The 26,395-nt window shown below is 32.2% G+C and carries 16 protein-coding genes; all 16 read left to right on the forward strand.

The features are described from left to right. Positions 1-553 precede the first annotated feature (553 nt). The gene (locus ACSV4D_RS08050; protein WP_439227797.1) at positions 554-4,813 is read left to right on the forward strand and encodes a hybrid sensor histidine kinase/response regulator transcription factor; all 4,260 of its coding nucleotides are present in this window, start codon (positions 554-556) and stop codon (positions 4,811-4,813) included. Between the two features lie 303 nt (positions 4,814-5,116). Beyond that, positions 5,117-6,703: a hypothetical protein gene (locus ACSV4D_RS08055; protein WP_439227798.1), complete on the forward strand. Its 1,587-nt coding sequence runs from the start codon at positions 5,117-5,119 to the stop codon at positions 6,701-6,703. Position 6,704: 1 nt separating this feature from the next. Then, positions 6,705-8,462: an SLC5 family protein gene (locus tag ACSV4D_RS08060; protein WP_439227799.1), complete on the forward strand. Its 1,758-nt coding sequence runs from the start codon at positions 6,705-6,707 to the stop codon at positions 8,460-8,462. Positions 8,463-8,516: 54 nt separating this feature from the next. Continuing rightward, complete coding sequence (locus tag ACSV4D_RS08065) at positions 8,517-9,797, forward strand: glycoside hydrolase family 27 protein (protein WP_439227800.1); 1,281 nt, start codon at positions 8,517-8,519, stop codon at positions 9,795-9,797. A gap of 11 nt (positions 9,798-9,808) precedes the next feature. After that, a complete protein-coding gene (locus ACSV4D_RS08070; RefSeq protein ID WP_439227801.1) occupies positions 9,809-11,851 on the forward strand; it encodes a transketolase family protein in 2,043 nt (680 codons plus the stop codon). Between the two features lie 100 nt (positions 11,852-11,951). Then, positions 11,952-12,629, forward strand: coding sequence for an NrtR DNA-binding winged helix domain-containing protein (locus tag ACSV4D_RS08075; protein ID WP_439227802.1), 678 nt, complete (start codon positions 11,952-11,954; stop codon positions 12,627-12,629). A 32-nt stretch (positions 12,630-12,661) separates the two neighbouring features. After that, entirely contained in the window at positions 12,662-14,212 is a 1,551-nt protein-coding gene (locus tag ACSV4D_RS08080) for an alpha-galactosidase (protein ID WP_439227803.1), read from the forward strand. 1 nt (position 14,213) lies between these two features. Next, positions 14,214-15,236: a hypothetical protein gene (locus tag ACSV4D_RS08085; RefSeq protein ID WP_439227804.1), complete on the forward strand. Its 1,023-nt coding sequence runs from the start codon at positions 14,214-14,216 to the stop codon at positions 15,234-15,236. A gap of 176 nt (positions 15,237-15,412) precedes the next feature. Next, entirely contained in the window at positions 15,413-17,038 is a 1,626-nt protein-coding gene (locus ACSV4D_RS08090; RefSeq protein ID WP_439227805.1) for a sulfatase family protein, read from the forward strand. Between the two features lie 128 nt (positions 17,039-17,166). Further along, positions 17,167-18,243, forward strand: coding sequence for a family 43 glycosylhydrolase (locus ACSV4D_RS08095; protein WP_439227806.1), 1,077 nt, complete (start codon positions 17,167-17,169; stop codon positions 18,241-18,243). 4 nt (positions 18,244-18,247) lie between these two features. Next, complete coding sequence (locus ACSV4D_RS08100) at positions 18,248-19,846, forward strand: sulfatase-like hydrolase/transferase (protein WP_439227807.1); 1,599 nt, start codon at positions 18,248-18,250, stop codon at positions 19,844-19,846. Positions 19,847-19,856: 10 nt separating this feature from the next. Beyond that, a complete protein-coding gene (locus tag ACSV4D_RS08105) occupies positions 19,857-21,017 on the forward strand; it encodes a glycoside hydrolase family 43 protein (RefSeq protein ID WP_439227808.1) in 1,161 nt (386 codons plus the stop codon). A gap of 13 nt (positions 21,018-21,030) precedes the next feature. Then, entirely contained in the window at positions 21,031-22,425 is a 1,395-nt protein-coding gene (locus tag ACSV4D_RS08110; RefSeq protein ID WP_439227809.1) for a sulfatase, read from the forward strand. A 4-nt stretch (positions 22,426-22,429) separates the two neighbouring features. Beyond that, positions 22,430-23,434, forward strand: coding sequence for a hypothetical protein (locus ACSV4D_RS08115; protein WP_439227810.1), 1,005 nt, complete (start codon positions 22,430-22,432; stop codon positions 23,432-23,434). 8 nt (positions 23,435-23,442) lie between these two features. Then, positions 23,443-24,909: a sulfatase gene (locus tag ACSV4D_RS08120; RefSeq protein WP_439227811.1), complete on the forward strand. Its 1,467-nt coding sequence runs from the start codon at positions 23,443-23,445 to the stop codon at positions 24,907-24,909. Between the two features lie 80 nt (positions 24,910-24,989). Beyond that, positions 24,990-26,309 carry a sulfatase family protein gene (locus ACSV4D_RS08125; protein WP_439227812.1) on the forward strand — a complete coding sequence of 440 codons (1,320 nt, stop codon included), beginning with the start codon at positions 24,990-24,992 and terminating at the stop codon, positions 26,307-26,309. Positions 26,310-26,395: the final 86 nt, after the last annotated feature.

Genomic DNA, 26,395 nt, shown 5'->3' on the forward strand with positions numbered 1-26,395 from the left:
AATTGTACTTGATAATTGCTTTTTCTGTTACAATTAAGTTTTTTTATTTATAAATAGGGAGCTAAAACAAAATAAAAGGATTTAGATTTATTATCATATTATATTTATTAGGTGATTGATGGTTTTACTTTAATATCTTTTAGACTTTTAGAAATGTAACATAAAATCAAATTAGGATTTCTTTACTTCTTGTTTTTTTTTTGGATAAAAAATATAGAGCAAAACTCAATATAACTCAAAGGAGGAAAATAATTTGATTATCGTGTTTTTTTGTTTTAAAATACAACATTCTCCAGATTCTCATTATCATCATAATTTTCTGAGTGCCTTGCTAAAACTTGATCAAAAACACACCTCAGTTTGTATTTATAAATTTAGGATCCCTCCTAAAGCACTTTTTTTAAAAGGAATTTCATTGAATTAAAACAAAAAAGCAAGAGTTCGAACTAAAAACGCTAAATTTAATTTAACATAAGGATTAACTTTGTTTAACAGTATTTGAGCAACTGTAACATGATTATTAGCGATTTTGTAAATTTTGAACTATTTTAAAATGATTAAAAAAGGAGTAGTGTTTTTTTTCTGGCTTTTATTTGCTTTTCAACTGTCTTTTTCTCAAGAAATAGCCTTACGATTCAACAGGTTATCTGTTGATGATGGATTGGCACATTCTGATGTTACCTCTATAATTCAAGATAATGGAGGTTTTATTTGGTTTGGTACGTTAGGAGGATTAAATAGATTTGATGGGTATGAGATAAAAACATTTATCAATAGAAACTCTCCATTTGAAAGTGTATATAAAAATAGAATAGTTAAAATAGTTCCCCAAAATAATTTATTATGGTTAGTTACACAGGGTGGAATTGAATGTTTTGATATTAAGAAAGAGAAATTTTTGAACCTCAAATGGAAATTAAACGATAATTCTACATTAAGTAATGTAAAGATAAATTCTATTTATATTTCTAATGCCGGAAAAGCATATGTTTTGTCTAATAATTATCTAAAAGTTTTTTCGATTGATTTCTCTTCCGGAAATCAAATCATACTTACTGAAATATTTTTAAACAATACACCTAAAAACACCATTTTTTTAGATATGAAATCTGATAAAAATGGTTTAGAATGGATTATTACAAGCAGAGGGTTGTTTTTTGTTGAAAACATTAGTGGTAAAATAAAACTTAGGAAGATTGTAGTTTCAAATGGAGACACTATCTATTCTGTTTTTACAGGATTGTATACCAAGGAAAATAATTATTTGCTTTTAGGAACTGAAAATGGCTTTCTTAAAGCAAACACTTCCATATTTGATACTAAGAAACAACAAACAGTTTCTGCATCTTTTTATAAAATTAATTACCCTAAAATAAGTTTACAAGATGGAATTGATAATGGTTTTTTTGTAAACACGTTCGAAAAAGGTTTAGATAATAATTATTGGATTGGAAGTACACTTGGATTAATTAAAGCAACACTTGTTGGTACAGCTTATAAATATAATTTTTTTAATGAAAATAATTCAAATTTATCATTTAGTTCTGTAATAGGGCTTTTAAAAGATAAATCGGGATGTTTGTGGATTTCTAATTATGATGGAGGAGTTAGCTATGTTGATTTAAATCAAAAGCGATTTAATAGTTTAAAGCATGAATTAAAATCATCAACAACAATTTCGGAAAATTATGTGCGAGCTATTTTAGAAGATAGTAGTGGAAATGTTTGGTTAGGTACTGAAAAAACAGGATTAAACTATTACAATTTTGAAACAAAAAGTATAAAAACTTTTACTCATTCTGAAAATAATAAAGGAAGTATTTCTTCTAATAAGATTAGATCTCTTGCTTTAGACAATAAAGAGCGACTTTGGGTAGGAACTGTAGATGGTTTGAATATTTTTTCAAAAGAATCGAATTCTTTTTTTAGAATTTCAGATAATGGAATAGGCGATAAGTTCCTTTCTAACAAGATTATATTTAGTATTGCTAAAGATAAATTTGGTAATATTTGGGCAGGTTCCTGGCAAAACGGTTTAAATAGAATTAAGTATAGTGATAGTAAAAATTATTCCATTGAGAAAATTTTCAAAAAACAAGGAAGTCACTATGGTCTTTCCTCGAATGTAATAACATTTATTTATGCAGATGATTTTTATCCCGAAGTGTTTGTGGGTACAGATAATGGATTGAATCATATCTTTTTGAATGAAGATGGAACAATTCGTAAAATTTTGCATTATCTAGGTAGTAAAACAACTGTAAATACTATTAGTTCAAATTGGGTGTGGCCTATCATACGTGAAAATGATTCTACATTATGGATTGGAACATTGGGAGGAGGATTGAACAGAATAACTCTTAATAATAAATTAAAATTAGGTTATAAAGCTCAAACCTTTTCGGTAAATCAAGGTGCGCCTTCAACGGATATTGAAACCATTTTGTATGATAAAAAAAATAATGATTTGTGGCTTGGAGGTAAGGGTCTTTCTAAGTTTGATATAACAAAGAAACAGTTTACTAACTTTGATAAAGATGATGGATTAGTAGGAAATAGCTTTAAAGTTGGATCAGCATATCAAGGAAAAAGTGGTCGATTTTATTTTGGAAGTACAGAGGGAGTTAATTTCTTTATACCTTCTAATATAAAAGTTAATAATTACAATTCAAGAGTAGTATTAACAAATTTATACGTAAATAATAAAATTGTTACAATTGGAGAACTCAATGAAAAAAATGAAATATTATTAAATCAATCGATTAATTCTATCGATGAAATAAGATTAAATCATTTAGAAAATAATTTTCAATTGCAATTTTCATCCTTACATTATGGAAATCCTAATCGAAATCATTTCAAATATAGATTGTTAGACTATAACAAAAAATGGATTGATGCTGATGCTAATGATAGAAAAGCAAGCTACTCAAATTTACCCTATGGAGACTATGTTTTTGAAGTTATGGGGACAAATAATGATGGTGTTTGGTCAAAGGAAATCAAACGTTTGAAAATAACTGTTTTAGCACCTTGGTGGTTTACTAATTTCGCCATCTTTTTATATGTTTTAATTTTTATATGTGGATTATTTTTCAGCTATTATTTGATTATTAGATGGTTTAAATTGAAAAATGATTATGAAGTATCAAAAATCCACGAACAAGAAAAAGAAAAATTATTTCAATTAACTACTCAATTTTTCACAAATATATCGCATGAGTTTAAAACACCTTTAACTTTAATTTTAAATCCGCTGGAAAAATTACTTAATAAAGACAAGATTAATGAATATAAAAAAGAGAAATATTATCAGTTAATGTATAAAAATGCTATTAGGCTTTTAAGGTTAATTAATGAACTGGTGGATTATCGAAAGATAAATTCAAATTCATATAAACTAAATGCTAAGTTAAATGAAATAGTACCTTTTTTAAATGAAATAGAAGAAGCTTTTATTGCAACGACAGAAAATAAATCTATTGAATTGATTTTTGAAAATAAATTACCTATAAAGAAATTTCAGTTTGATAAAGCAGTATTAGAAAAAATCATTTTTAATATATTAGGAAACTCACTAAAATTTACTCCAAATAAGGGAAAAATAAGTATAAAATTAGCATTAGAAAAAGAAAAAGCAAATAGTAACTTAACGAATTATTGTGAGATTAAAAGTGATTATGAAGCTCCATCATATGTCTATTTATCAATAGAGGATTCAGGGAAAGGAATCAGCGAACAAGCTTTAGAGCATATTTTTGATCGCTTTTTTCAAGCTGATAATGATTCAGAAATTCAAGGATCAGGAATAGGGCTTACCTTGGTGCGTAGTCTAGCTACTATCCATCATATTAATATTTATGTTTATAGTAAAGAAAATGTTGGTACACAATTTATACTTGAATTACCCTATATTAATTATGAGGAAGTTTTTCAAAGTGATGATGCTAAAAATTCGGTAATGTTGTCTAAAAGCGCTTTGAGTCCATTTGATGATAAACAAAATGTAATAACGGATAGTAAAGTTAATTTATATGAAAACTTTACAAAGCCAGAAATTTTATTAGTAGAGGACAATTTGGAACTCCGAAGCTTTATGAAAGATCATTTTGAAGAAGAATTTAAAATTATCGAAGCAAATAATGGAATCGAGGCATTAGAATTACTAGAGAAACATAAAATTCAAATCATTATTAGTGACATTATGATGCCCTTGATGGATGGTGTGAATTTCTGTAAAGAAGTGAAAAATAATGTTCAATTTCGAGGTATTCCATTTATTCTATTGTCAGCAAAATTTAATGTAGAAAGTCAAATTGAAGGAGCACAATCAGGTGCAGATGTTTATATAGCTAAACCTTTTAGTATGGAAGTATTGCATCTTACAGTCTTAAATATGTTACGAACAAGAAAGCAGCTAAAAGAAACAACCATAGAAAATACATTTGAGGAAGCTCGAAAAAGTGTTAAGGGAGATATAGAAGATGAGTTTTTGAAAGAAGTAATTAACTGCATAGATAATAATATTGAAGATGTTGATTTTGATGTAGTGAAATTATGTAGTTTATTAGGTATAAGTAAGACAAAATTGTATGCAAAAATCAAGGAAGTGACTTCAGAATCTATTGGTGGTTTAATTAGAGAAATTCGTCTTAAAAAAGCAGCTCAATTGTTATCCAGTACAGATATGAATATTGTACAGGTAATGGATAAAGTGGGGATACAAAGTCAATCTCATTTTACTAAAAGTTTTAAAAAACAATTTGGTGTAACACCTTCAGAGTTTGTCAAAAATTTGAATATAAAAAAATAGGTAATAGTATTCAAAATTAGAACAAGTAAGTTTTAATATAACAAATGGCGTAATAAGAGGATTAACTTTTAAAAAGAGTTAGTCCTTTTTTTATAAAATCACTTTTAAAGTACTTATTTGAAATAGTATCATAATTTATAAAATACAAATGGTAACTAAAATTAAAAAAGCCTTTCCGTAATCATTAATTAATTATATATGTTTTGATATAATAGACAAAAGAGCTAAATATCTATACGTTTGAGCAATGATAAAGGGGAGTTGACAATCTAATTTTGTTGTATTCATTAATAATTTGTAAAAATGAGAAACAAATTTTTCAGTACTCGCGTTTATTTATCTAAAACAAAAAGAACATTAGGATGTCTAATGTTGGGTGGCTTTTGTTTTTTTGGCATGTCTAGTTTTAACAGTAATTCATTTAAGACTTCATTAAAAGATGATGGGGAAGTTATCCTGTATCCTTCTGTTAAAAACATTGATAAAGTTAAAGGTCTTTCGGAATCCAAAATGTTCAATATTAAAGTAGATGGACAAGACGCATATGTATATCATACTCGCGAAATAGCGGATCAATACGAACATGTAAAGCAACTCAAAAGTGTTTCTTATGATGGAGTTTCTTATGTGAATTTTTCTATGAGTAAAACAGTCACAATCGAAGTGAGTGCTCTTAATGGAAAAGTATCAAATTGGCAAATACTTCCTGAAAGAAAAGGATTTACAGTTAACGATAAAACAAATAGTTTGAGTTTGAGCATAGACAAGCCTGAAAAATTTGTAGTAACTGCGCTGGTGAATGGAAAAGAACAGACATTTATCATAAGCGCAGAAAAGCCAGAAACTAATATTCCGAAGAAGGGAACTAAAGGCGTTTTGTATTTGGAACCAGGAGTACATCAGTATGGGCAAGCTTGGGATCCATTTGTGAATGGAATCCATACGGTTTATGTATCAGGCGGTGCTGTATTAGAAGCAACTATCAAAGCTAAAAATAAAAAGAATGTAAAAATAATTGGACGAGGTATTATTTCTCAATCCTTTGTTTCGCATGCTGAAGAGTCTTCACCTAATGAAAAGCAAAGAGAACAAGAATGGGATGCGGACTGGTTAGGAGTTGTTTTTATTGATTCTCAAAATATTGAAATTGATGGAGTGGCAATAACAAGTAGCCCAAGTTATCAATTAGAGGTGGCAAATTGTAAAAATGTAAAGATTAATAATGTGAAACTATGTGGGTATGGAGAACATAATAATGACGGAATACACACTTATAGTACTAATGTCCTTGTGGAAGATTGCTTTATAGCTAGTAATGACGACCGTATTTGTATTACTGGCTTATATGATAAAGAAAATGGTGATGATAATATTCAATGGGATGGAAGTAATGAACTCACAGGTGTTTCGGTTTCGAATATTAAAATTAAAAACGTTGTGTTTTGGGGATTGGATAATAATGGTGCTGATATTATGCTCACTTGGAATGGTAAAGGTTATGCAAAAGATATCCTAGTCGAAAATGCTGTCAGTTTAACTGGAACAAATAAGGCATTTATAGCTGCTCGTCATGGTGGTAGTGCTGACATACATAATTTGGTTTTTAAAAATATAAAATTATGTCATGGTAATTTATTTGATATTGAAATTGGTGAGTCTAATTATCAGGGAGCTGGAGGAGGTAAGCTTAGAAATATGATTCTTGAAAACATTACTGTCAATGCTAAAATAAACGATATAGGTAAGCAATTGTTAGGTGAAAATAGAAATAGCAATATCGATAATATTAAGCTAAAAAATATAATTGCAACTAATGGTATTTTGACTGATGTTAATCAATTAAAATTAACAACTAATGAATTTGTAACAAATTTAAAAACAACAAACTAAAATGAGTAATACTGTTTTTACATTGTCTTTTTGGGATTATTTTGCTTTTTTTGGATACTTTGTTTTATTAAGTTTTATAGGATATTGGTACGGACGTAAAAAAGATGAAAGTTCTTCTGATTATTTTTTGGCGGGTAGAACGCTGCCTTGGTATGTAGTTGGAAGCTCCTATATCGCGGCTAATATTAGTACAGAACATTTCATAGGACTCATTGGAGCCGCAGTTATATATGGTATTAGTGTGGCTACAGGTGAATGGAGTACTGTTATCGCTTTTACATTTTTAATTTGGCTATTTGTACCTTATTTATTGACTTCAAAAGTATATACAACACCTGAATATTTAGAATTACGATTCAACAAAAGTGTGCGAATAATTTTTGCTGTCGTTTCTATTTTAGCAAATGTCTTTGCTTTTATGGGACCAGTTATTTATGGTGGTAGCTTGATTTTAGTTGAGTTTTTTAATTTAAGTCCCATTGTAGCTTGTTTTGTAATTGGAATTACAACTGGAGGTTGGGCCATTTGGGGCGGATTAAAATCGGTAGCGTTTATGGATGTTCTAACCATTTTGATTATGGTATTTGGAGGATTAACAGTTACAGTTCTAGGTTTAACTTATTTAGGAGACGGTCACGGAATTGTTGCTGGTTTTTCTAAAATGATTGATGTGAATTCTGGAGGTGTAACTTGGGCTAAAGAATGGATAGATGAAAATGTTCCAAATATTTTAAAGGGAGCCCAGCAAGGAGATTCTTATAATAGATTGTCAGTCATTCAACCCTTAAATCATTATTCAAATCCTTGGACTCATTGGGTCTTTAGTTTCTTCTATATTGGTTTATGGTACACTGTGGTAAATCAAACCATGGTTCAAAAAATATTTGCTGCCAAAGATATGTATCATGCACGTGCAGGTATGGTTCTAGCTTCATTTTTAAAATTACTATTACCAGTAATAGTAGTAATTCCTGGATTGATATTCTTTGCTATGAAACCTGAGTTTTTAGGTTCAACGGATTGGAGCTTTCAAAGTGAGCAAGCTAACAAGACCTATATTGTAATGATTAACATCTTGGTACCTACCTTTATGAAAGGGATTTTATTAGCGGCACTTTTTGGAGCTATTCAATCTACAGTAAGTTCGGTATTAAATTCTACTTCAACCATGTTCACCATGGATTTGTATCAAGATATTTATAAGAAAAATGAATCCGAAGATCATTATATTTCAATAGGAAAGGTCTCAGGACTTATATTTTTATTAGTATCTGTTGGTTTTGCCATTTTATTAGCTACGGTAACAAAAGTGAATTTATTTATCTTAATTCAAGCCTTATATACGTTTATAGCTCCTCCATTTTCAGCAATTTTTCTTTTGGGTATGTTATGGAAACGAGTGAATGGTAAAGATGCACTAATCACAATTGTGGCCGGTTTTGCCATGGCCGGTTTATTGAAATTCTTAGAATTTGGTCCTTGGGCTAATGATACTTCATCAATTGCAAGTTTTATAAAACCATTCGCAAATCAAGGACTCATTACATGGTTGTTTTCTATGTTGGTTTGTATTATATCTGCTTTTATTACTTCAAAAGAAGGAGAGAATTTAATAGGGAATGATTTAGTATTTAATATAAAAGGAGAAGCATTAAGAGAAGGATTAGGGAATAAATGGTATAATCAAATCTTTACGTGGTGGTTGTTATGCGTTTTAATTTTAGTATTTATCATCATTTTTTTCTCGGTAATAGTATAAAATGAAATTATGGAAATGAATAAAAAAATAGCAAATAGAGCATTGAAGCCACCTATGGGGTGGAATAGTTGGGATTGTTTTGGGACTAATGTTACGGAAGAGGAAGTAAAAAATAATGCCGATTTTATAGCAAAAAACTTGAAACAATTTGGTTGGGAATATGTGGTAGTAGATTTAGGTTGGTACGGACCGGAAATTGATAATCATAACTATAAAACGGAGAATATCCCGCAGCTTATTGATGAATATGGGAGGTTAATTCCTGATCCTATTCGTTTCCCATCATCGGTTAATGGAGCAGGATTTAAGCCATTGGCTAATTATATTCATAGTCTAGGTTTGAAATTTGGAATTCATATCATGCGTGGTATACCAGTTCAAGCAGTACAGCAAAAATCAAAGATTAAAGGAACAAACGTTACAGCTGATCAGATTTCTTATAATAGAGAAAGATGCCCATGGTTTAACAGTCTAAGAACATTAGATTTTTCAAAAACTGAAACACAAGCGTATTATGATTCTATTTTTGAGTTATATGCAAGTTGGGGAGTAGATTATATCAAAGCCGATGATATAAATGCTTGGTCTGAAGTTCACAGAAGCAGTGGTTCACCTACGGGTGAGGGTTCTCCGTATCGAATTGATGATGTAGAGGCAATGGCCAAAGCAATAGATAAATCAGGAAGAGATATTGTTTTTAGTATTTCTCCTGGAGGGCCAGAAACCACCATCATTAATCATTTAAGAAATCATACAAATTTATGGCGAATTTCAGCAGATTTTTGGGACGAATGGGGTTCTCTAAAAATGCAAATGGATCGTTGTGCAATTTGGGCACCTTTTATCAAAGAAGGGCATTGGCCTGATGCAGATATGCTCCCATTAGGTGATTTACCACGAGGTGAGTCAGGTGGAATTAATCGTGTTTCGAACTTTACTAATGACGAGCAAGTTACTGTAATGACATTGTGGTCTATGTTTCGTTCACCACTTATGTTTGGTGGAAATTTACCAAACACAGCTGATTTTACTATTGGGTTGATTACAAATGAGGAAGTACTTGAAGTCAATCAAAATAGTTGGAATAATCGATTGTTAAAAGCATCTGATGAAGAAAAAATTTGGATTGCCGAAAACGAGAAAGGAATTTACTTCGCCTTATTCAATATTTCTGATGTAGAACGAGAAATCACTATGGATTTTGCAGATGTGAATTGTAATAATGAAGTTGTAGTTAGGGATTTATGGAAAAAGGAAAACCTAGGTAATTACACCAAAAGCTTTACAGAAAAAGTAGCTCCTCATGGTGCTAAAATGTATTTAATATCAAAGTAAGAATAGAAAAAATGAATAATATTAATTTAAGAGCAGCAGATAATATTAGAGCTTTAGCCATTGCAATGGTAGAACAAGCCAATTCAGGTCATCCAGGCGGACCAATGGGAGGCGCAGATTTCATGCATATTTTATATTCAGAATTTTTAAATTTTGACCCTTCTGATCTGTCATGGCCATTTAGAGATCGTTTCTTTATGGATGCGGGACATTTATCTACTTTATTATATGCGCAATATTATTTATTAGGCAATTATGAAAAAGAAGATATTAAAAATTTTAGACAATGGGGTTCAGTGACACCAGGACATCCTGAAGTTGATGTTTTACGCGGAGTTGAAAATACTTCAGGACCATTAGGACAGGGGCATACTATGGGTGTTGGAGCGGCTATCGCGGCTAAGTTTTTAGCTGCCCGATTTGGAAATTGGATGAATCATAAAATTTATGGTTTTATATCTGATGGGGGTGTACAAGAAGAGATTTCCCAAGGAGCAGGAAGAATTGCAGGACATTTAGGATTGAACAATTTTATTATGTTTTATGATTCTAATGATGTACAACTTTCAACAATGACAGCGGAAGTAACCTCTGAGGATACTGCTAAAAAATATGAGGCTTGGGGATGGAATGTGTTGACTATTGATGCACATAATCATGATGCTATTAGAAAAGCATTAACTATAGCTAATCAAGAACAAGAAAGACCAACCCTAATTATTGGAAAAACGATTATGGGTAAAGGTTGTGTTACTGAAACGGGAGCCAATTGGGAAGGCCATTGTGAGTTACACGGTCAACCAATAGGTCATACAGGAGCAGATTTTAAAGCAACATTAAGAAATTTGGGAGCTAATATTGAAGATCCTTTTGCAAAATATAGTGATGTTGAAGAATTTTATGCTGATATTTTAGTTAGAAAAACTAAGCAAGCAGCAATTAAAAAAGCAGTAATCGAAAATTGGAAAACTCTAAATGTAGCATTAGCAAATAAGCTTGAGGGCTTTCTTGCTGGAGATTTACCAGAATTAGATTTTGAATCGGTAACTAATAAACCAGGATTAGCAACTAGAGCAGCTTCTGCAAATGTATTAGGGTATTTAGCAGGAAAAGTGGAGAACATGATTGTTTCCTCTGCGGATTTGTCTAATAGTGATAAAACGGATGGGTTTTTGAATAAAACACATGCGCTAAAAAAGAATGACTTTTCAGGAGCTTTTTTACAAGCAGGTGTAGCCGAATTAACAATGGCTTCTATTGCTAACGGTATTGCTTTACACGGTGGTGTTATACCAGTTGTGGCAACTTTTTTTGTGTTTTCGGATTATATGAAACCAGCGATTCGATTAAGTGCTATACAAGAATTGCCAGTTAAATATGTGTGGACACATGATGCATTTAGAGTAGGTGAGGATGGTCCTACCCATCAACCCATTGAACAAGAAGCTCAAATACGTTTATTGGAAAAACTAAAAAACCATAGTGGAAACCCTAGCTTTTTAGCCTTAAGACCTGCAGATTCAGCAGAAACCTCTGTAGCTTGGAAAATGGCAATGGAGAATAGTAAAGTTCCAACAGGTTTAATCTTATCGCGTCAAGGAATAAAAGATTTACCAGCAATATCAAAAACACGTTATTCGGAAGCTTTAGAATCAAATAAAGGAGGATATGCAGTTATTGATGTAGAAAATCCAGATGTGATTTTAATCGCTAATGGTTCAGAAGTAGCGACACTTATCGAGGGTGCAAAATTGTTAGAGGAAAGGGAAAACATAAAAGCAAAAGTAGTTTCAGTGCCTTCTGAAGGTCTATTTAGATTGCAATCAAAACAATATCAAGAGAGTATCATTCCAAACAATAAACCCACTTTTGGTTTAACAGCAGGTTTGCCAATAAACCTTGAAGGATTGGTAGGCGCAAATGGGAAAGTGTTTGGTTTAGACCATTTCGGATATTCAGCTCCAGCAACGGTTTTGGATGAGAAATTTGGTTTTACAGGGGAGAATGTTTTTAAACAAGTAGTCGAGTTATTAAAAGTAGAAAAGATAAAATGAAGTTTTTTATAGAGACAGTAAATTAAATGGGATAGCAGAGATATTAAAGGAAAATGTTAGTAGTTTAAGACATAGAGTGGAATAAATAAACAGATTAAAAATGATAAATAACGACAAGACTTTTGGTACAGTAAAATTTGTAGTCGATTGTGTGTTGTTAAGTTTTCATAATGATCAATTGGAAGTTTTTCTGGTATCAGAAAATCGAGTTGATAATTGGAATTTTATGATAGGGAGTATTGACATAAATAAGCCCCTGACTGAAGGGGTAAAAGAAATGCTAAAGAGAGAAGTCAATATTGATAATGTATCAGTACATCAACTTGTAACTGAAAAAAGTTTTAATCATTATCTAAATGAAAATATTTTAAAATTAACGTATTTCTCTTTAGTTACAAAGGAATTATTCAATTCAAAATTAATGAATAGTTCTTTTGGGAAATGGTTTCCAATTAATGATTTACCGTACTGTAAAGATAACTGCCTTAAATTAATTAATTTGTTAATTGTTAGGTTAAAAAATCAAGGGATGTTTTCTCCTATCATTTTAGAATTACTTCCTGATAAATTTACAATCAAACAGCTTCATGAACTATATGAACAAATTTATTCTAAAGAAATTGATAAAAGAAATTTTATTAGAAAAATATCAGCGCTTGATTGTATGATTAAGTTAAATATTAAAGATAAAATAGTTTCTAGAAAGGGAGCCTATTTGTACGCTATAAATTGGGAAAAATTGAATGCAGAAAAGTTACTTCAATTAAAATTAGTATAAATAAGTATATTTTAATTATAAAAAAAATACAAGTGAGGGATAGAAGTATAAAATACTCCATAGGAATTGGAGTTGCTATTTTTAGGGCTGTTGCAGTCAATGTGAATTTTAATAAAAGAGCTATGGGACTTTATAATAAGTCATTAATACTTGTTTTTGCAATAGGTTTGTTTTCATTGAACAGCGTTTATAGTCAAGAAAAAAGTCAAGTAAATAAAGAACAATTTAAGTCTTGGGTAGAAAAACCACCCATGGGATGGAACAGTTACGATGCCTATCATGGTGCTGTTACGGAGAAACAATTTTTAAGTGCTGTGGATGTCTTAGAAAAGAAATTGTTACCAGTTGGATATGATGTTGCCACGATAGATTTTTGTTGGTTTAATCCGGGACCAAAGGGGTGGAATGTGAAGAATTGGAAAACTTTTCCTTTAAAACAGGAAAAGGATAGTAAAGGTAATTTTTCTCCCATAATGACAATGGATAAATTTGGTCGTCTTTTACCAGCAGTAAATCGTTTTCCTTCGGCAAAAAACGATAATGGATTCAAATCAATTAGTGACTATGTTCACAGTAAGAAAATGAAATTCGGAATTCATATTATGCGAGGAATTGCTCGTCAAGCAGTATCCCAAAATACTCCCATTAAGAGTTCAAAATATTTTGCAAGGGATATTGCTAAATTGCAAGATACTTGTAAATGGAATAACAATATGTACGGTGTAGATCCTTTTAAACCAGGCGCACAAGAATACTATAATTCATTGTTTGAATTGTATGCCGAATGGGGTGTCGATTTTGTAAAAGTGGATGATATTTCGGCTCCAACATACCATTCAAAAGAAATTGAATTAATCCGAAAAGCAATCGATCTTTGTGGTCGTCCTATGGTGTTGAGTTTGTCTTGTGGTGAAACAATGGTGAGTTATGCTAATCATTTACAAGATAACGCAAATATGTATCGTATTTCTATTGATTTTTGGGACAAATGGAAAAGTGTAGCTCATATGTTTGATTTGGCTTATGCATGGCAACCACAAATAAACAAAGGCACTTGGCCAGATTTAGATATGATTCCAATAGGGAATTTGTGTATTGGAGACTATCCATTGCAAGAAGAAAGTGGTGACAAAACAGAACACTTTTCTAGATTAAATAAAGAGGAACAAAAAACATTAATGACGCTCTGGTGTTTTGCAAAATCTCCATTGATTTGGGGTGGTGATCCTTTGTCGAGTAAGTCTGAAGATTTTGAGATGATCAGCAATACAAATTTAATCACTATTGATCAAAATAGTATTAATAATCATCAAGTGGCCAATTTTGTTTACGAAGGGATGCAACGGGAAGATCGCATTTGGACTGCAGAATCCATTGATGGTAAAGAAAGATACATCGCATTTTTCAATTTAGGAGAAAAACCAAGAGATTTGGATTTTTACTTTCATTGGGAATATTGGGATGGAACGTATCAATTTGTTGATCTTTGGACTAATGAAGTGATTGGAAATTTCTCAGAATTATTTACAGCTAAGGATATACCTGCTCATGGTGTAAAAACCTATAAAATGATTAAAAAGTAAGATGAAAAAAATAAGTATTTATATCGTTGTTTTCTTGATTGGAATCCTCCCAATGTTTTCGCAATCAATTTCAGAATTAAAGCAAAATTATTCAGGTAAACTTAAATGGGATGAAAAATCAAAAACGCTTAGTTTTCTTTCTACAGGTGTCCTCTTTTTTAAAGATAAAACAGGTATTGGAAAGGATTTAGCGAATGATCATAAAAATCATTTTTGGGTTGTACCAAAGGAGGTTAAAAAAATTATCATTGGAAAAAATGTAACAGTTACCGCTGCTTTTCATACTAGTTCTGATATTCTAATTGTTGGGGTAGATCGAAAGACTTCCGTAGTTTTTGGTACTAATTTACAGCAATGGACGGATGCTAACAATCCTGGAAAGCAAGATTTAAAAGAATGGTACTATTCTCAATTTGATAATAGTGGTGGTGTCATGACAATTAAAAATTTAACGATGCTAAATCCATTTTCTTATTTTGTTCGTGGTTTTGGACCAGTAGTTCATGTTAAAAGTTGTGATTTTATAGATAATCGCGGTGGAAATCAAAATCACAGTGATGGCTTTTGTGGCGGAAATGGTTCTACCGTTGATGATTGTTATTTTGAAGCAGGTGATGATGTTTTTAAGGCTTATTTCAATTATTCAGTGTCAAATTGCACCATCAATATGGTTGAAAATGCAGTACCAATACAATTAGGTTGGGGGAATTATTCAAATGGTGCTGTCTGTAATTTCAAAAACATAAAAATTATTGGTAATTCTGGACGAGGAAGTTCTGATAACGCTGTTATTTCTGGCCGTACAGGTAAGTACGAAGTGACCATTAATATTGACGGACTAGAAGTAAATAATCCAAATGCAGTTATGGTCAGTTTATGGGAAAATACGATGACTCTAAATGGTACAATAACGAATGCTAAAATTAATGTAGCACAATATTCTAAAAGGCGTACTGCAGGAAAAAATAATTTGAAAATTTGTAATTCAACAGAACATGAGGCAAGTTTCGATTGTAAACAATAAAAAAATGAGTTTTTAATCTGTTTTTGGTACGGAAAAAATCAATTAGCTAGAATAGTGAACAGAAAAGCAACTCAAAAAGCAATGTTTTCCTGAAATTTGGTTAATGAATAGGAATTAAAGATGTGTTTTTTTTTTAAAAGCAAATAACGAATCACTTTAATTAATTTTGAATTATCATGAAACATTTCTTGGTTGTTTGTTTTGCATTGTACACTGTTTTAGCTTCGGCACAAACAGTAAAGTCTAAGCCTAATATTTTAATTATTATGCTGGATGATGCGGGACTTGATATGAGTGCTTATAGTAGTACTTATATTAAAACACCTTCTTTTGATAAAATTGCATCTCAAGGGATTTTATTCAATAGAGCTTATACGCCTAATGCGAAATGTGCACCATCAAGAGCTTCTATTTTGACAGGGCGAAATTCATGGCAACTAGATGCTGCTGTAAACCATTTTATCTATTTTCCATCTAAATTCAAAACTTTTCCAGAAGTCTTAAAAGAAAATGGGTATTTCACGGGACATACCGGAAAAGGTTGGTCACCAGGAATAGCATTAACAGCTAGTGGAGAAGAGCGAAATCTTGTTGGAGAAGCATTTGATTCAAAAAAACTAAAATCTCCCACTACTGAAATTGCGGTCAATGATTACAGTGCTAATTTTAAAGATTTTTTGAGTAAAGTTCCAAAAGGAAAATCATGGAATTTTTGGGTAGGGTTTAATGAACCCCATCGTCCTTATGAATACCAATCAGGAGTAAATAAGGGAGGTAAGAAATTAGAAATGATTAAAGAAGTTCCAAAGTATTATCCAGATTCAATTGTTGTACGTCATGATTTACTGGATTATGCTATGGAATTAGAATATGCGGATAGTCATGTAGCTAAAATTTTAGACGAACTCAATAGAACAAAAGAAATAGAAAACACGATAATAATTTATACCTCAGATCATGGGATGCCATTTCCGCGTGTAAAGGGAAATCAATATGAAAATTCCAATCATGTTCCGATGGCTATTATGTGGAAAGGAAGAATTTTGAATCCTAATAGAAGTATAGATGATTATATCAGCTTTATTGATATTGCTCCCACTTTATTAGAAGTGGCAGGTATCGATTGGCAAAGTTCAGGAATGTATCCCACTCCAGGTAAAAGTTTGATGAATCTTTTTCAAACAAAGAAATCAGGTAAAATTGATGCTAGTCGTAATTTTGTTTTGGTTGGAAAAGAAAGACACGACCATGGGCGACCGAATGACGAAGGCTATCCAATACGTGGTATTCATAAAGATAATATGTTGTTTTTACGCAATTATGAAATCGATAGATGGCCAGCAGGAAATCCTGAAACGGGATATTTGAATGTAGATAAAGGTCCAACAAAATCCTTATTAATCAATTTGCGCCGTACAGGAGTGGATACAAACTATTGGATGATGAGTTTTGGGCAACGTCCAGCAGTTGAATTGTATGATATAGCTAAAGACCCTTATTGCATAACAAATTTAGCAACCGATAGTAAGTATAAAAATACACTATTGGAAATGGAAAATTTTATGGTTGAAAAACTAATTTCTCAAGATGATTTGAGAATGCAAGGTTTTGGTCATTTATACGAAAAATTTCCTTTTACACAGTACAGCGGCTATTATGAAAATTACATGAACGGTAATGTAGGAAATTTAAAATGGGCGGATCCAAGTGATTATGAACCAACTTATATAGATAAAGAAGGTAAAAATTTAGGGCCTGTAATTCGAAAAAATGGAATACTTAAAAAAACTGAAAATGAATAAATGGTGCTATTTAATTTTAGGATTTCTCTTTTCTTTTAGGGGATTAAGTAGGCGATTCAATAAGTAATCAGTGAAGTATAAATAGTTCTGAAAAAGATTTTAAAAACGAATAAATCGCAATAGATAAAATGAAAAAAGTAATAAATAAAAGTTTGTTATTGATTGTAATAGCATTGTTTAGTAATACCACAAATGCTCAAAAAAATGAGGAAAAATTAAAAGCTATACAATTCCATAATAAAGCTGTCTATTTAATGGAAGATATTTGGATGCGTGACCCATACATAGAACTTGCTCCTGATGGGTATTACTATTTATCCTGTACTAGACAGAATAGCAATTTAAAACTAGAAGCGCCAAAAGGAGGAATAGAAGTGTTTAAAAGTCGTGATTTAGTTTCGTGGGAATCTTTAGGAGTAATTTGGAATACAAGTCAGTCAGCTTGGGGCCAGGAAATGGAAAAAAGAGCTGTTTCTTCTGAAAATATGCATAATATTAAAGAAGCAATGGTATGGGCACCTGAAAGTCATTTTATAAATGGGAAATGGGTTATTGTATATACGTCAAATCAAGGGGCTTCAAATTTAATGCTCTCTAAAGGAGCAGAATTGAAAGAACCTTTCGCAGAACCATTTGGTCAAGATTTTGGAAAGCATCATGATCCAGCGATTTTTATGGATGGAAAAACACCTTGGCTAATTGATAAATGTGCCGAAATCACTCAGTTAAAAGAAGATTTTAGTGGGTTTATTGGTGAGCCTGTTAAGATAGGGCCCTCAAATAGAAAAATGGGACATGAAGGTTGTTATATTGTGAAAATTAAGAATAAGTATGTTCTGTTTGGAACCGCTTGGAGTACGGATACGATGCGTCATGGAACTTATAATTTGTATTATGCTACAGCAGATAAAGTTACAGGTCCTTATAATGAAAGAAAATTTGCTGGTCGTTTTTTAGGGCATGGAACTCCTTTTAAAGATAAAAACGGGAATTGGTGGTGTACTGCATTTTATAATGCGAGTAAGCCTGTTCTATCAGGAGATGATGCTAAACAAATGGATTTAACTGATACTGCTTATACCATAAACAAACAAGGTCTTACTCTAGTTCCTATTGAGTTTAAAATAGTAAATGGTGATGTAAAAGTGATTGTAAAGGATGCAAATTATGCTACTCCAGGAAAAGAAGAAGTTCAAAAATTTTAATGAAATGATAAAAGAATATTTTTTAGTCTTGACCACTTTTTTTACAATTGGTGGGTTTAGTCAAACTTCAATTCAGAACAGTAAAATCGAAAAAAACAATAAACCCAATATTGTTTTTATTTTTTCTGATGATTTGAGTTTTAGGGATGTTAGTGCCTATGGTCAAAAGAATTATAAGACACCCAATATTGATAAGTTGTGTTTAACTTCTACGAGGTTTACACAAGCTTATGCTGCAGCTCCTGAATGTGCTCCATCGCGAGGTTCTTTACTTTCAGGATTACATGTTGGGCATGGACCTATTCGATTAAATAGCAGTGCTCGTGGTTTTGAATTCTTACCTGCAGACACTTATACTCTTGCTAAAATGCTACAGGAAACGGGTTATAAAACTGGAGTTGTTGGAAAATGGGGATTAGGTTACAGTACAGATGCTGGAGATCCTTTAAAACAAGGTTTTGACTATCATTTTGGCTTTTTAACCCATTATGAAGCCCATTCCTATTTTCCATTAGTTTTATATGAAAACAATAAAGAAATTCATTATCCTCAAAATAAAGGAATGGACATTCAAACTTTATATGATAAAGAACGAGGTAATCCTAATCATATTGATTTTGAAAGATACTATGATGAGAATGGTAAGTTAGTTTATATGGATTTATCTAAGGCGGCTTATGCTCCAAATCTATTTGATTCAAAAGCAGCCGAATTTATTCATAAAAACAAAAAAGACTCTTTCTTTCTGTGGTTTACGACTAACTTACCACATGGACCAACTATAGTTGATGATTTCCGACAGCTGAAAGATAGAAAAGATATGGACATTGTATCAAGGGAATGGGGAGCAATGGTGCAACGATTGGATATTTCAGTTGGTAAACTAATTGATAAATTAAAAGAAGAGGGAGTTTATGATAATACAATTATAATTTTTGCTTCTGACAATGGGTATTCAATGCACAATCCTACTAAAGGGAAAGAAAATGTAGAACATAACGGAAGACCTGTTTGGGAAGACGACCTTTATTTGCAAAACAAAGGAACGTTTACTGGAGGTAAGTTTAGCGGTTTAGAAGGAGGTATGCGTATTCCATTTTTTATTCATCTTCCTAAACAAAATACACCAAACGTAATTAGTGAACCTGTTTGGCTTGTTGATTTGTTTCCCACTTTTGCATCAGTCTCCAATTCAAAACTAATTACAGGCTTGGATGGTTATAATTTAATGCCTCTTTTAAATGGAGATAAAAATGCTATCCCAACGGATCGCTTCATGTATTTTACTAGAAAAGATGAGCAAGCGATTCGTCAAGGGCCTTGGTTTGCATATCGTTCGCATCCTAACAAGGAATTGGAGTTGTATTTAATAGAAGAAGATCAATTAATAAATACCAATTTGGCAGCCCAATATCCCCAAATTAGTTCCACTATGAAAACCATAATGGAAAGAGAACAAGTACCAAGCGAATGGTATTGGAATCCAGGAGATACACAAAATATTTTTAATCAAAAAGTAAAAAAGGCAAAGGAATCAGGTCAGTTAATTAAAAATTACAGACCCAATAATATTAAATTAATGCCTTGGGAAACCGAAAAATAAAATTATAAGAATGAGAGTTAGAGCAATTGTTAGCTGCGTAGTTGTAATGTTTTTAATTGTGGGATGTAAGGAAACAAAGTCCCAAAAATTAACAACTAATAAGGATTCTTTTACATACAAGAATCCTATTAAAAATGGTATAGATGAAAATGGGTTGAGAGATTGTCAAGTTTTCCGTGAGGGTGATTACTGGTATATGACAGGTACCTCATACCCGCATTGGGGTAGGCAAGAAACCAACGGAGAATTGAATAAAGGAGTGGTTTTGTATAAATCAAAAGACTTAACAAATTGGAATTTTGTAAAATATATTGTCAAAGCTGGCGATAAAACTAAATGGTATCATAAAAGGTTTTGGGCTCCTGAAATTCAGAAAATTAAAGGAAAATATTATGCGTTATTCAATTGTAATAATGATGAGTTAGGTTATGTGGGGCAACATCCAGGTTATGCTGTAGCAGATCATATTGAAGGGCCATACAAAATGGTTACCGAACAGAAACCTTTATGCGATGGTAATGACCTCACTTTTTTTGAAGATAAAGATGGAAAAGTCTGGGCTTTTTGGAACAGAGGTAGAGAATTTGGAATTGGTTTTGCGCAAATCGATTTGGCAACAGGTACTTTCTTAACAACACCCAAAAGTGCTATACGACCAGCTCAAGTGGATTATGATTATGATAAAAATGGTAATGTATTAAAAGTTCCTGGTTATGATGGAAGACCTATTCCTAAAGTAAAAAAATACCATGATTGGGATGCTATTGGTATTGAAGGGGCTTATGTAATTGAAAATAATGGAACTTATTATTTGTTTTATTCCAGTTGGACACGAGGTTATGAGATAGGATATGCAACAGCTAAAAGCGTTCAAGGTCCTTGGGTAAAAAATGAATTCAACCCTTTTTACGGAGCACAGAGTAAGCAAGCTTGTGAAAAAAATGGATTTGAATATACTGGTGACACAGAGAATCCTTTTAATCAAGTAGGTCATAATGCTATATTTAAAGGACCTGATGGGCGATACTGGTTGTCTTGTCACGGAATTATTCCTTCTAAGAATGATGAAAAACCATTTTTAGTAATCGATCCTATTTGGTTTGATGAACAAGGTAGAGTTCAATCAAATGGCCCTACTTATACAGAACAAAAAGTTATTTTAAATAATTAATTATTTCATTCAAATGAAGACAATCAATTCCATAATACGTTGTTTTTTATTACTTTTTATAAGTTTTAATATCATTGCTCAAAAGAAACATAAAGGAGAATCGACAGAATCCAAAAAATACAATGTATTGTTTATCGCTGTTGATGATTTGAATGATTGGGTAGGTTTCTTGGATGGAAATCCGCAAACACTTACGCCTAACTTGGATCGATTAGCTAAGCAAAGCATGGTTTTTGATCGAGCGTATTGTGCAGCATCTGTTTGTAACCCTTCCAGAGCTGCAATTATGTCTGGATTGAAACCATCCACAACAAAAATTTATGGAAATGGAGACAAACCTTTTAATAGTCCAGTTTTTAAAAACACTCAAATGATTCCTCAGTATTTTGCTGCAAATGGTTACGAAACCTATTCAAGGGGTAAAATATACCATACACCTGCTTTGGGAAAAGAAACATGGGACAATTGGGAAAATGTAAGTGGTAATTATGGTCATGCTAAAAAAGTAGCAGGTTTTATGTCTAATGGAATACCTACTGGAGAAATGGACGATAATATGGATTGGTATGCTACAGATCAAAAAACAGAAGAAACGCCAGATTTTTTAAATGCTAAATGGGCTGCAGAAAAGTTAGCAGGGGATTTTGATAAGCCGTTCTTTATGGCTTGTGGAATCTTTAGACCACATTTAGAATGGAATGTACCTAAAGAGTTTTACGATAAATTTCCGTTGGATAAAATTGTTTTGCCAAAGGTTTTAGAAACCGATTTGGATGATGTAGGAGATAAAGCAAAACCAAGTAAAGATTATCTAACAATAAAAAAATATGGAAAGCAAAAAGAAGCGGTTCAAGCTTACTTAGCAAGTATTAATTATGCAGATTATTGTATTGGACAAATGCTTGATGCGCTAGAAAAAAGTAAGTACAAAGACAATACAATCGTAGTATTATGGGGAGATCATGGATGGCATTTGGGTGAAAAATTACGTTACAAAAAATTCACTCTTTGGGAAGAAGCTTGCCGTGTGCCTTTAATTATAAAAGCTCCTAATGTTACCAAAGCAGGGAGTAGAACAGGAAGAACGGTCAATTTACTAGACTTATATCCCACACTTGTAGAATTAGCGGGTTTACCAAAAAATGAAAAAAATGAAGGTGTTAGTATTGTTCCGCTGTTGAAAAATCCCAAATTGGAATGGAACTATCCTTCTTTAACACAAATGGGTGAAGGTAGAAATACTATTCGAACAGAAAAATGGCGATATATTAGATATCAAGATAACTCAGAAGAGCTTTACAATCACGATAACGATGCCTTAGAATGGGTTAATTTAGTCAATAAACCCGAATATGCAGCTATAAAAGCGGAGATGGCTAAAAAGATGGATATAATTTTAAAGAAATAATATAATGAAAAGAAGTAATTATACATATACTTCAGTAGTATTCATGCTCTTTTTTGGTCTTACACAAGCGCAATCTGTAGCTGATTTACAAAAAAAATATAGTGGAAGATTGAGTTGGAACGCATCCAAGAAAGAATTAAAATTTGAAACCTCAGGAGCAATTAATTTTGAAGATAAAGGGACAAAGAGTTTTATTTGGGACGTTCCAGTAGAAGTAAAAAATATTGTGATTTCTGGCAATACAACCGTAAATGGAGGTTTTCATACTAAGGGTGATTGTATTATCATGGGTGAAGACCGAAAAACATCAGTAGTGTACGGTACAGATATACAAAGTTGGCCTCAAAAAAATAAAATTAAGGCAGCTACAATCAGCTCATTTGAGGCTCATGGTGGTGTATTAACATTACAAAATATGACGAGTTTGAATCCAAGGTCTTTTCATGTGCGTGGTTTAGGTGCAGTTGTACATTTGAAAGATGCCGACTTTATTGATACACGTGGAGGAAGCGGAAATCATAGTGATGGTATTGCTGCAGGAGATGGCTCGACAGTCGATAATTGTTATTTTGAAACTGGTGACGATGTAATTAAAGTCTATAATGATATTACCGTTACCAATACAACCATCAACATGATACAAAACGCGGTGCCTATTCAGCTTGGTTGGGGAGATTATCCAGATGGAGCAGTGGGAACATTCAAAAATTTGACCATTATTGGTAATAGTGGTCGTGGAAATCCAGGGGGAAGTAATGCTATCATTACTGGTCGTAGTGGTAAATATACTGTAACCATTAATATTGATGGACTTACGATTGATAATCCAACAGCTTCCATAGTGAACCTTTTTGATGATAAAAATGATGGTGTGTTAGAGAAAACTTTAAAAGGGACACTAAAAAATGTTGATATAAAGAATATTAAAAGGTACACCAATCAATTAAAAGGGAACGACGAACTTCAACTATTTGATACAAAAGGAAAACCAATTTCAAAAAATTTTTAAATATTAAAATGAAACAAATACAATCAAAAATTATATTGGCATCATTTGCCTTCTTACTTGCTGGTTCAACTTATAGCCAATCCCCAAAAAAGACTATAGCAACAAAGCCTAATATTTTGTTTATTGCCATAGATGATATGAACAATTGGACTAGTGCTATGGGAGGAGCTGCTAAAACGCCTAATATGGAAAAATTAGCCAAGGAAGGAAAGTTGTTTACTAATGCTTACTGTGTGGTACCGGCATGTAATCCTTCAAGAGTTGCTATTTTAACAGGGGTTCGACCAGAAACTTCAGGACAATATACCAATCCAGGAAATTTTAGAGATTTACCAGGAAATGCAGATCGTGTGACCTTGCCAAAGTATTTACAAGAATTTGGATATGAAGCAGTAGCAGCGGGGAAAATTTTTCATAATGGGCGCGGAAAAGGAGATGTGCCTGATCCACAATCCGATCCACAGTCATGGAATTATCAATTTCCTAATGATGTTGGAACCAAAGGACATCAGTTGTATTTAGACAAAAATAACCAAGCCAAATGGTTGGAAGGTGCGATGTATACAGAAGGAATGAATATAAATAAACCTGAATACTTGAGCAAATTTGGTGTTTGGGGCGTAACACCCGAGAAAAAAGAAGAAACTTCAGATTGGAAAAATGCACAATTCGCTTCTAATTATTTAGGAGAAAAACACGATAAACCGTTCTTTTTAGCAGTGGGACTTTTTAGACCGCATTCACCTCAAATTGCTCCCCAAGAGTTTTTTGATATGTATCCTCTAGAGAGTGTAAAAGTACCGGAATTACCATCTGATGATATGAGTGATGTTCCCGAGATTGCTAAGACTAATTTTTCTTCAAAATTTGTTAGTTTGGTAAAAGAAAAAGGTCAGTTGCAAAAGGCAACTCAAGCCTATTTAGCTTCTATGAGTTTTGCCGATGCTTGTATAGGTAAAATATTAGAGGGCATTGAAAAAGGACCCAATAAGGACAATACCATCATTGTTTTATGGACCGATCACGGTTGGCAATTAGCTCAAAAAGAACGATGGGAAAAGTTTAGTTTATGGAAACAAGCGACTAATTCTCCTTTGATAATTAAATATCCAAATATGAAAAATGTTGGTGTATCCACTAATCAAGCGGTTTCCTTATTGGATTTATTCCCTACTGTTTTGGATTTAAGCGACATAAAAAAGCCTGATTTTTTAGAAGGAACTTCTTTAGTCCCTCTATTAACTGACCTAAACCATAAAAGAAAAGAACCAGCTATCACCACTTATGAAAAAGGGAATATAAGTGTCGAAAAAGGAGATTGGAATTTTATTCAATATGTAGATGGTTCAGAAGAGTTGTACAATCACCGCAAAGACCCCAAAGAATTTAAAAACCTTATTAACGAAAAAGGAAATGAGGCCATTAAAAAAGAACTAAGAAGTTACGTAATACAATTGAAGAATAAAACCAAATGATGAATAAGGTTATAAGAATTGTTTTTTTGCTACTTTCTAGTCTCTCTGTAAAATCCTATGGGCAAATTTCTGTTAAGGAAATGAAACCTAATATTATTGTGATTTTTACTGATGATCAAGGATACCAAGATTTAGGTTGTTATGGTTCTCCAAAAATTAAGACACCAAATCTAGATAAAATGGCATCGGAGGGCATCCGATTTACAGATTTTTATGTGACTAATTCTGTTTGTAGTGCCTCTAGAGCTTCACTGTTGACTGGAAGATATTCTTTTCATAATGGAGTAGGAGGTGTTTATTTTCCGGATGCCAAAGGTATGGAGAGTTCTGAAATTACCATTGCTGAGGTGGTAAAGTCAACAGGCTATAAAACGGCTTGTTTTGGAAAATGGCATTTGGGTGATTTCAAAGAAAATTTGCCCACAAGTCAAGGTTTTGACACCTATTATGGCATTCCGTACAGTAATGATATGTACATAGGAGTAAAACAAGATTTTGCCAAAAATGTGATGTTTAATGAGGGATATACTTTAGAAAAAGCAAAACAAGATCAACAATTAGTTAAAAATAATAGCCGGGAAAAACTAAAAGAGCTTGGAATAAAAGAACAATGCCCTCTATTTGAAAATGACAAAATTATCGAATATCCATGTAATCAATCTAGCCTTACAGAGCGGTATTTTAATAAAGCAATCGATTTTATAGACCAAAATAATGGTGAACCTTTTTTTATGTACATCACTCCAGCAATGCCTCATGTACCTTTGCATGCTTCAGAAAAATTTATGGGTAAAAGCGAACGAGGTTTGTATGGTGATGTAGTAGAGGAAATTGATTACTATGTTGGAAATTTGATACAGCATTTAAAAGAAAAAGGACTAGATAAAAATACCTTAGTGATTTTTTCATCTGACAATGGACCTTGGTTAGGATACAAAGAATTAGCCGGTTCAGCATTACCTTTTAGGGATGGCAAGTTTACTAATTATGAAGGTGGAGTAAGAGTGCCCTGCATTATGTATTGGCCTGGAAAAATTGAATCAGGTAAGGTGAGTAATGCAATTGTTTCAACTTTGGATTTTTTACCCACAATTGCCCATTATACAGGAGCAAAACTTCCAAAAACAAAATTGGATGGAATTAATATTTCAAATCTTATAGAAGGTAAAGGAAGCTTGAACAGGGATTATATGTTATATACAAAAGGGGCTGAAATTTATGGCATTCGAAAAGGAGATTGGAAATATTTACCCCACGGTGGAAGTCGAAATGCTGATAAAAAAACAACTCCAGAGCTTTTTAACTTAAAAGAAGATATTTCGGAAACTAAAAATGTCCATGATAAATATCCAAATATTATTAGAGAATTAGCAGCTAAAATGGAAGAATTTAGATCGTAATTTTCCAATTTAGTATTCTTACGATTGAAAGAACCTTCAATGAATAAAGTAAAAAAAATATTGTGCATTAAATAATGAAATAAATT

The sequence above is a fragment of the Flavobacterium sp. ARAG 55.4 genome (assembly GCF_051846875.1).
Classification (GTDB): domain Bacteria; phylum Bacteroidota; class Bacteroidia; order Flavobacteriales; family Flavobacteriaceae; genus Flavobacterium; species Flavobacterium plantiphilum.

Excerpts from the sequence above, each read along its gene's own strand:
- ACSV4D_RS08060 (WP_439227799.1), top strand. The coding sequence starts at position 6,705 with ATGAGTAATACTGTTTTTACATTGTCTTTTTGGGATTATTTTGCTTTT.
- ACSV4D_RS08095 (WP_439227806.1), top strand. The coding sequence starts at position 17,167 with ATGAAAAAAGTAATAAATAAAAGTTTGTTATTGATTGTAATAGCATTG.
- ACSV4D_RS08085 (WP_439227804.1), top strand. The coding sequence starts at position 14,214 with ATGAAAAAAATAAGTATTTATATCGTTGTTTTCTTGATTGGAATCCTC.
- ACSV4D_RS08125 (WP_439227812.1), top strand. The coding sequence starts at position 24,990 with ATGAAACCTAATATTATTGTGATTTTTACTGATGATCAAGGATACCAA.
- ACSV4D_RS08115 (WP_439227810.1), top strand. The coding sequence starts at position 22,430 with ATGAAAAGAAGTAATTATACATATACTTCAGTAGTATTCATGCTCTTT.
- ACSV4D_RS08055 (WP_439227798.1), top strand. The coding sequence starts at position 5,117 with ATGAGAAACAAATTTTTCAGTACTCGCGTTTATTTATCTAAAACAAAA.
- ACSV4D_RS08070 (WP_439227801.1), top strand. The coding sequence starts at position 9,809 with ATGAATAATATTAATTTAAGAGCAGCAGATAATATTAGAGCTTTAGCC.
- ACSV4D_RS08120 (WP_439227811.1), top strand. The coding sequence starts at position 23,443 with ATGAAACAAATACAATCAAAAATTATATTGGCATCATTTGCCTTCTTA.
- ACSV4D_RS08105 (WP_439227808.1), top strand. The coding sequence starts at position 19,857 with ATGAGAGTTAGAGCAATTGTTAGCTGCGTAGTTGTAATGTTTTTAATT.
- ACSV4D_RS08090 (WP_439227805.1), top strand. The coding sequence starts at position 15,413 with ATGAAACATTTCTTGGTTGTTTGTTTTGCATTGTACACTGTTTTAGCT.
- ACSV4D_RS08065 (WP_439227800.1), top strand. The coding sequence starts at position 8,517 with ATGGGGTGGAATAGTTGGGATTGTTTTGGGACTAATGTTACGGAAGAG.
- ACSV4D_RS08110 (WP_439227809.1), top strand. The coding sequence starts at position 21,031 with ATGAAGACAATCAATTCCATAATACGTTGTTTTTTATTACTTTTTATA.
- ACSV4D_RS08050 (WP_439227797.1), top strand. The coding sequence starts at position 554 with ATGATTAAAAAAGGAGTAGTGTTTTTTTTCTGGCTTTTATTTGCTTTT.
- ACSV4D_RS08075 (WP_439227802.1), top strand. The coding sequence starts at position 11,952 with ATGATAAATAACGACAAGACTTTTGGTACAGTAAAATTTGTAGTCGAT.
- ACSV4D_RS08100 (WP_439227807.1), top strand. The coding sequence starts at position 18,248 with ATGATAAAAGAATATTTTTTAGTCTTGACCACTTTTTTTACAATTGGT.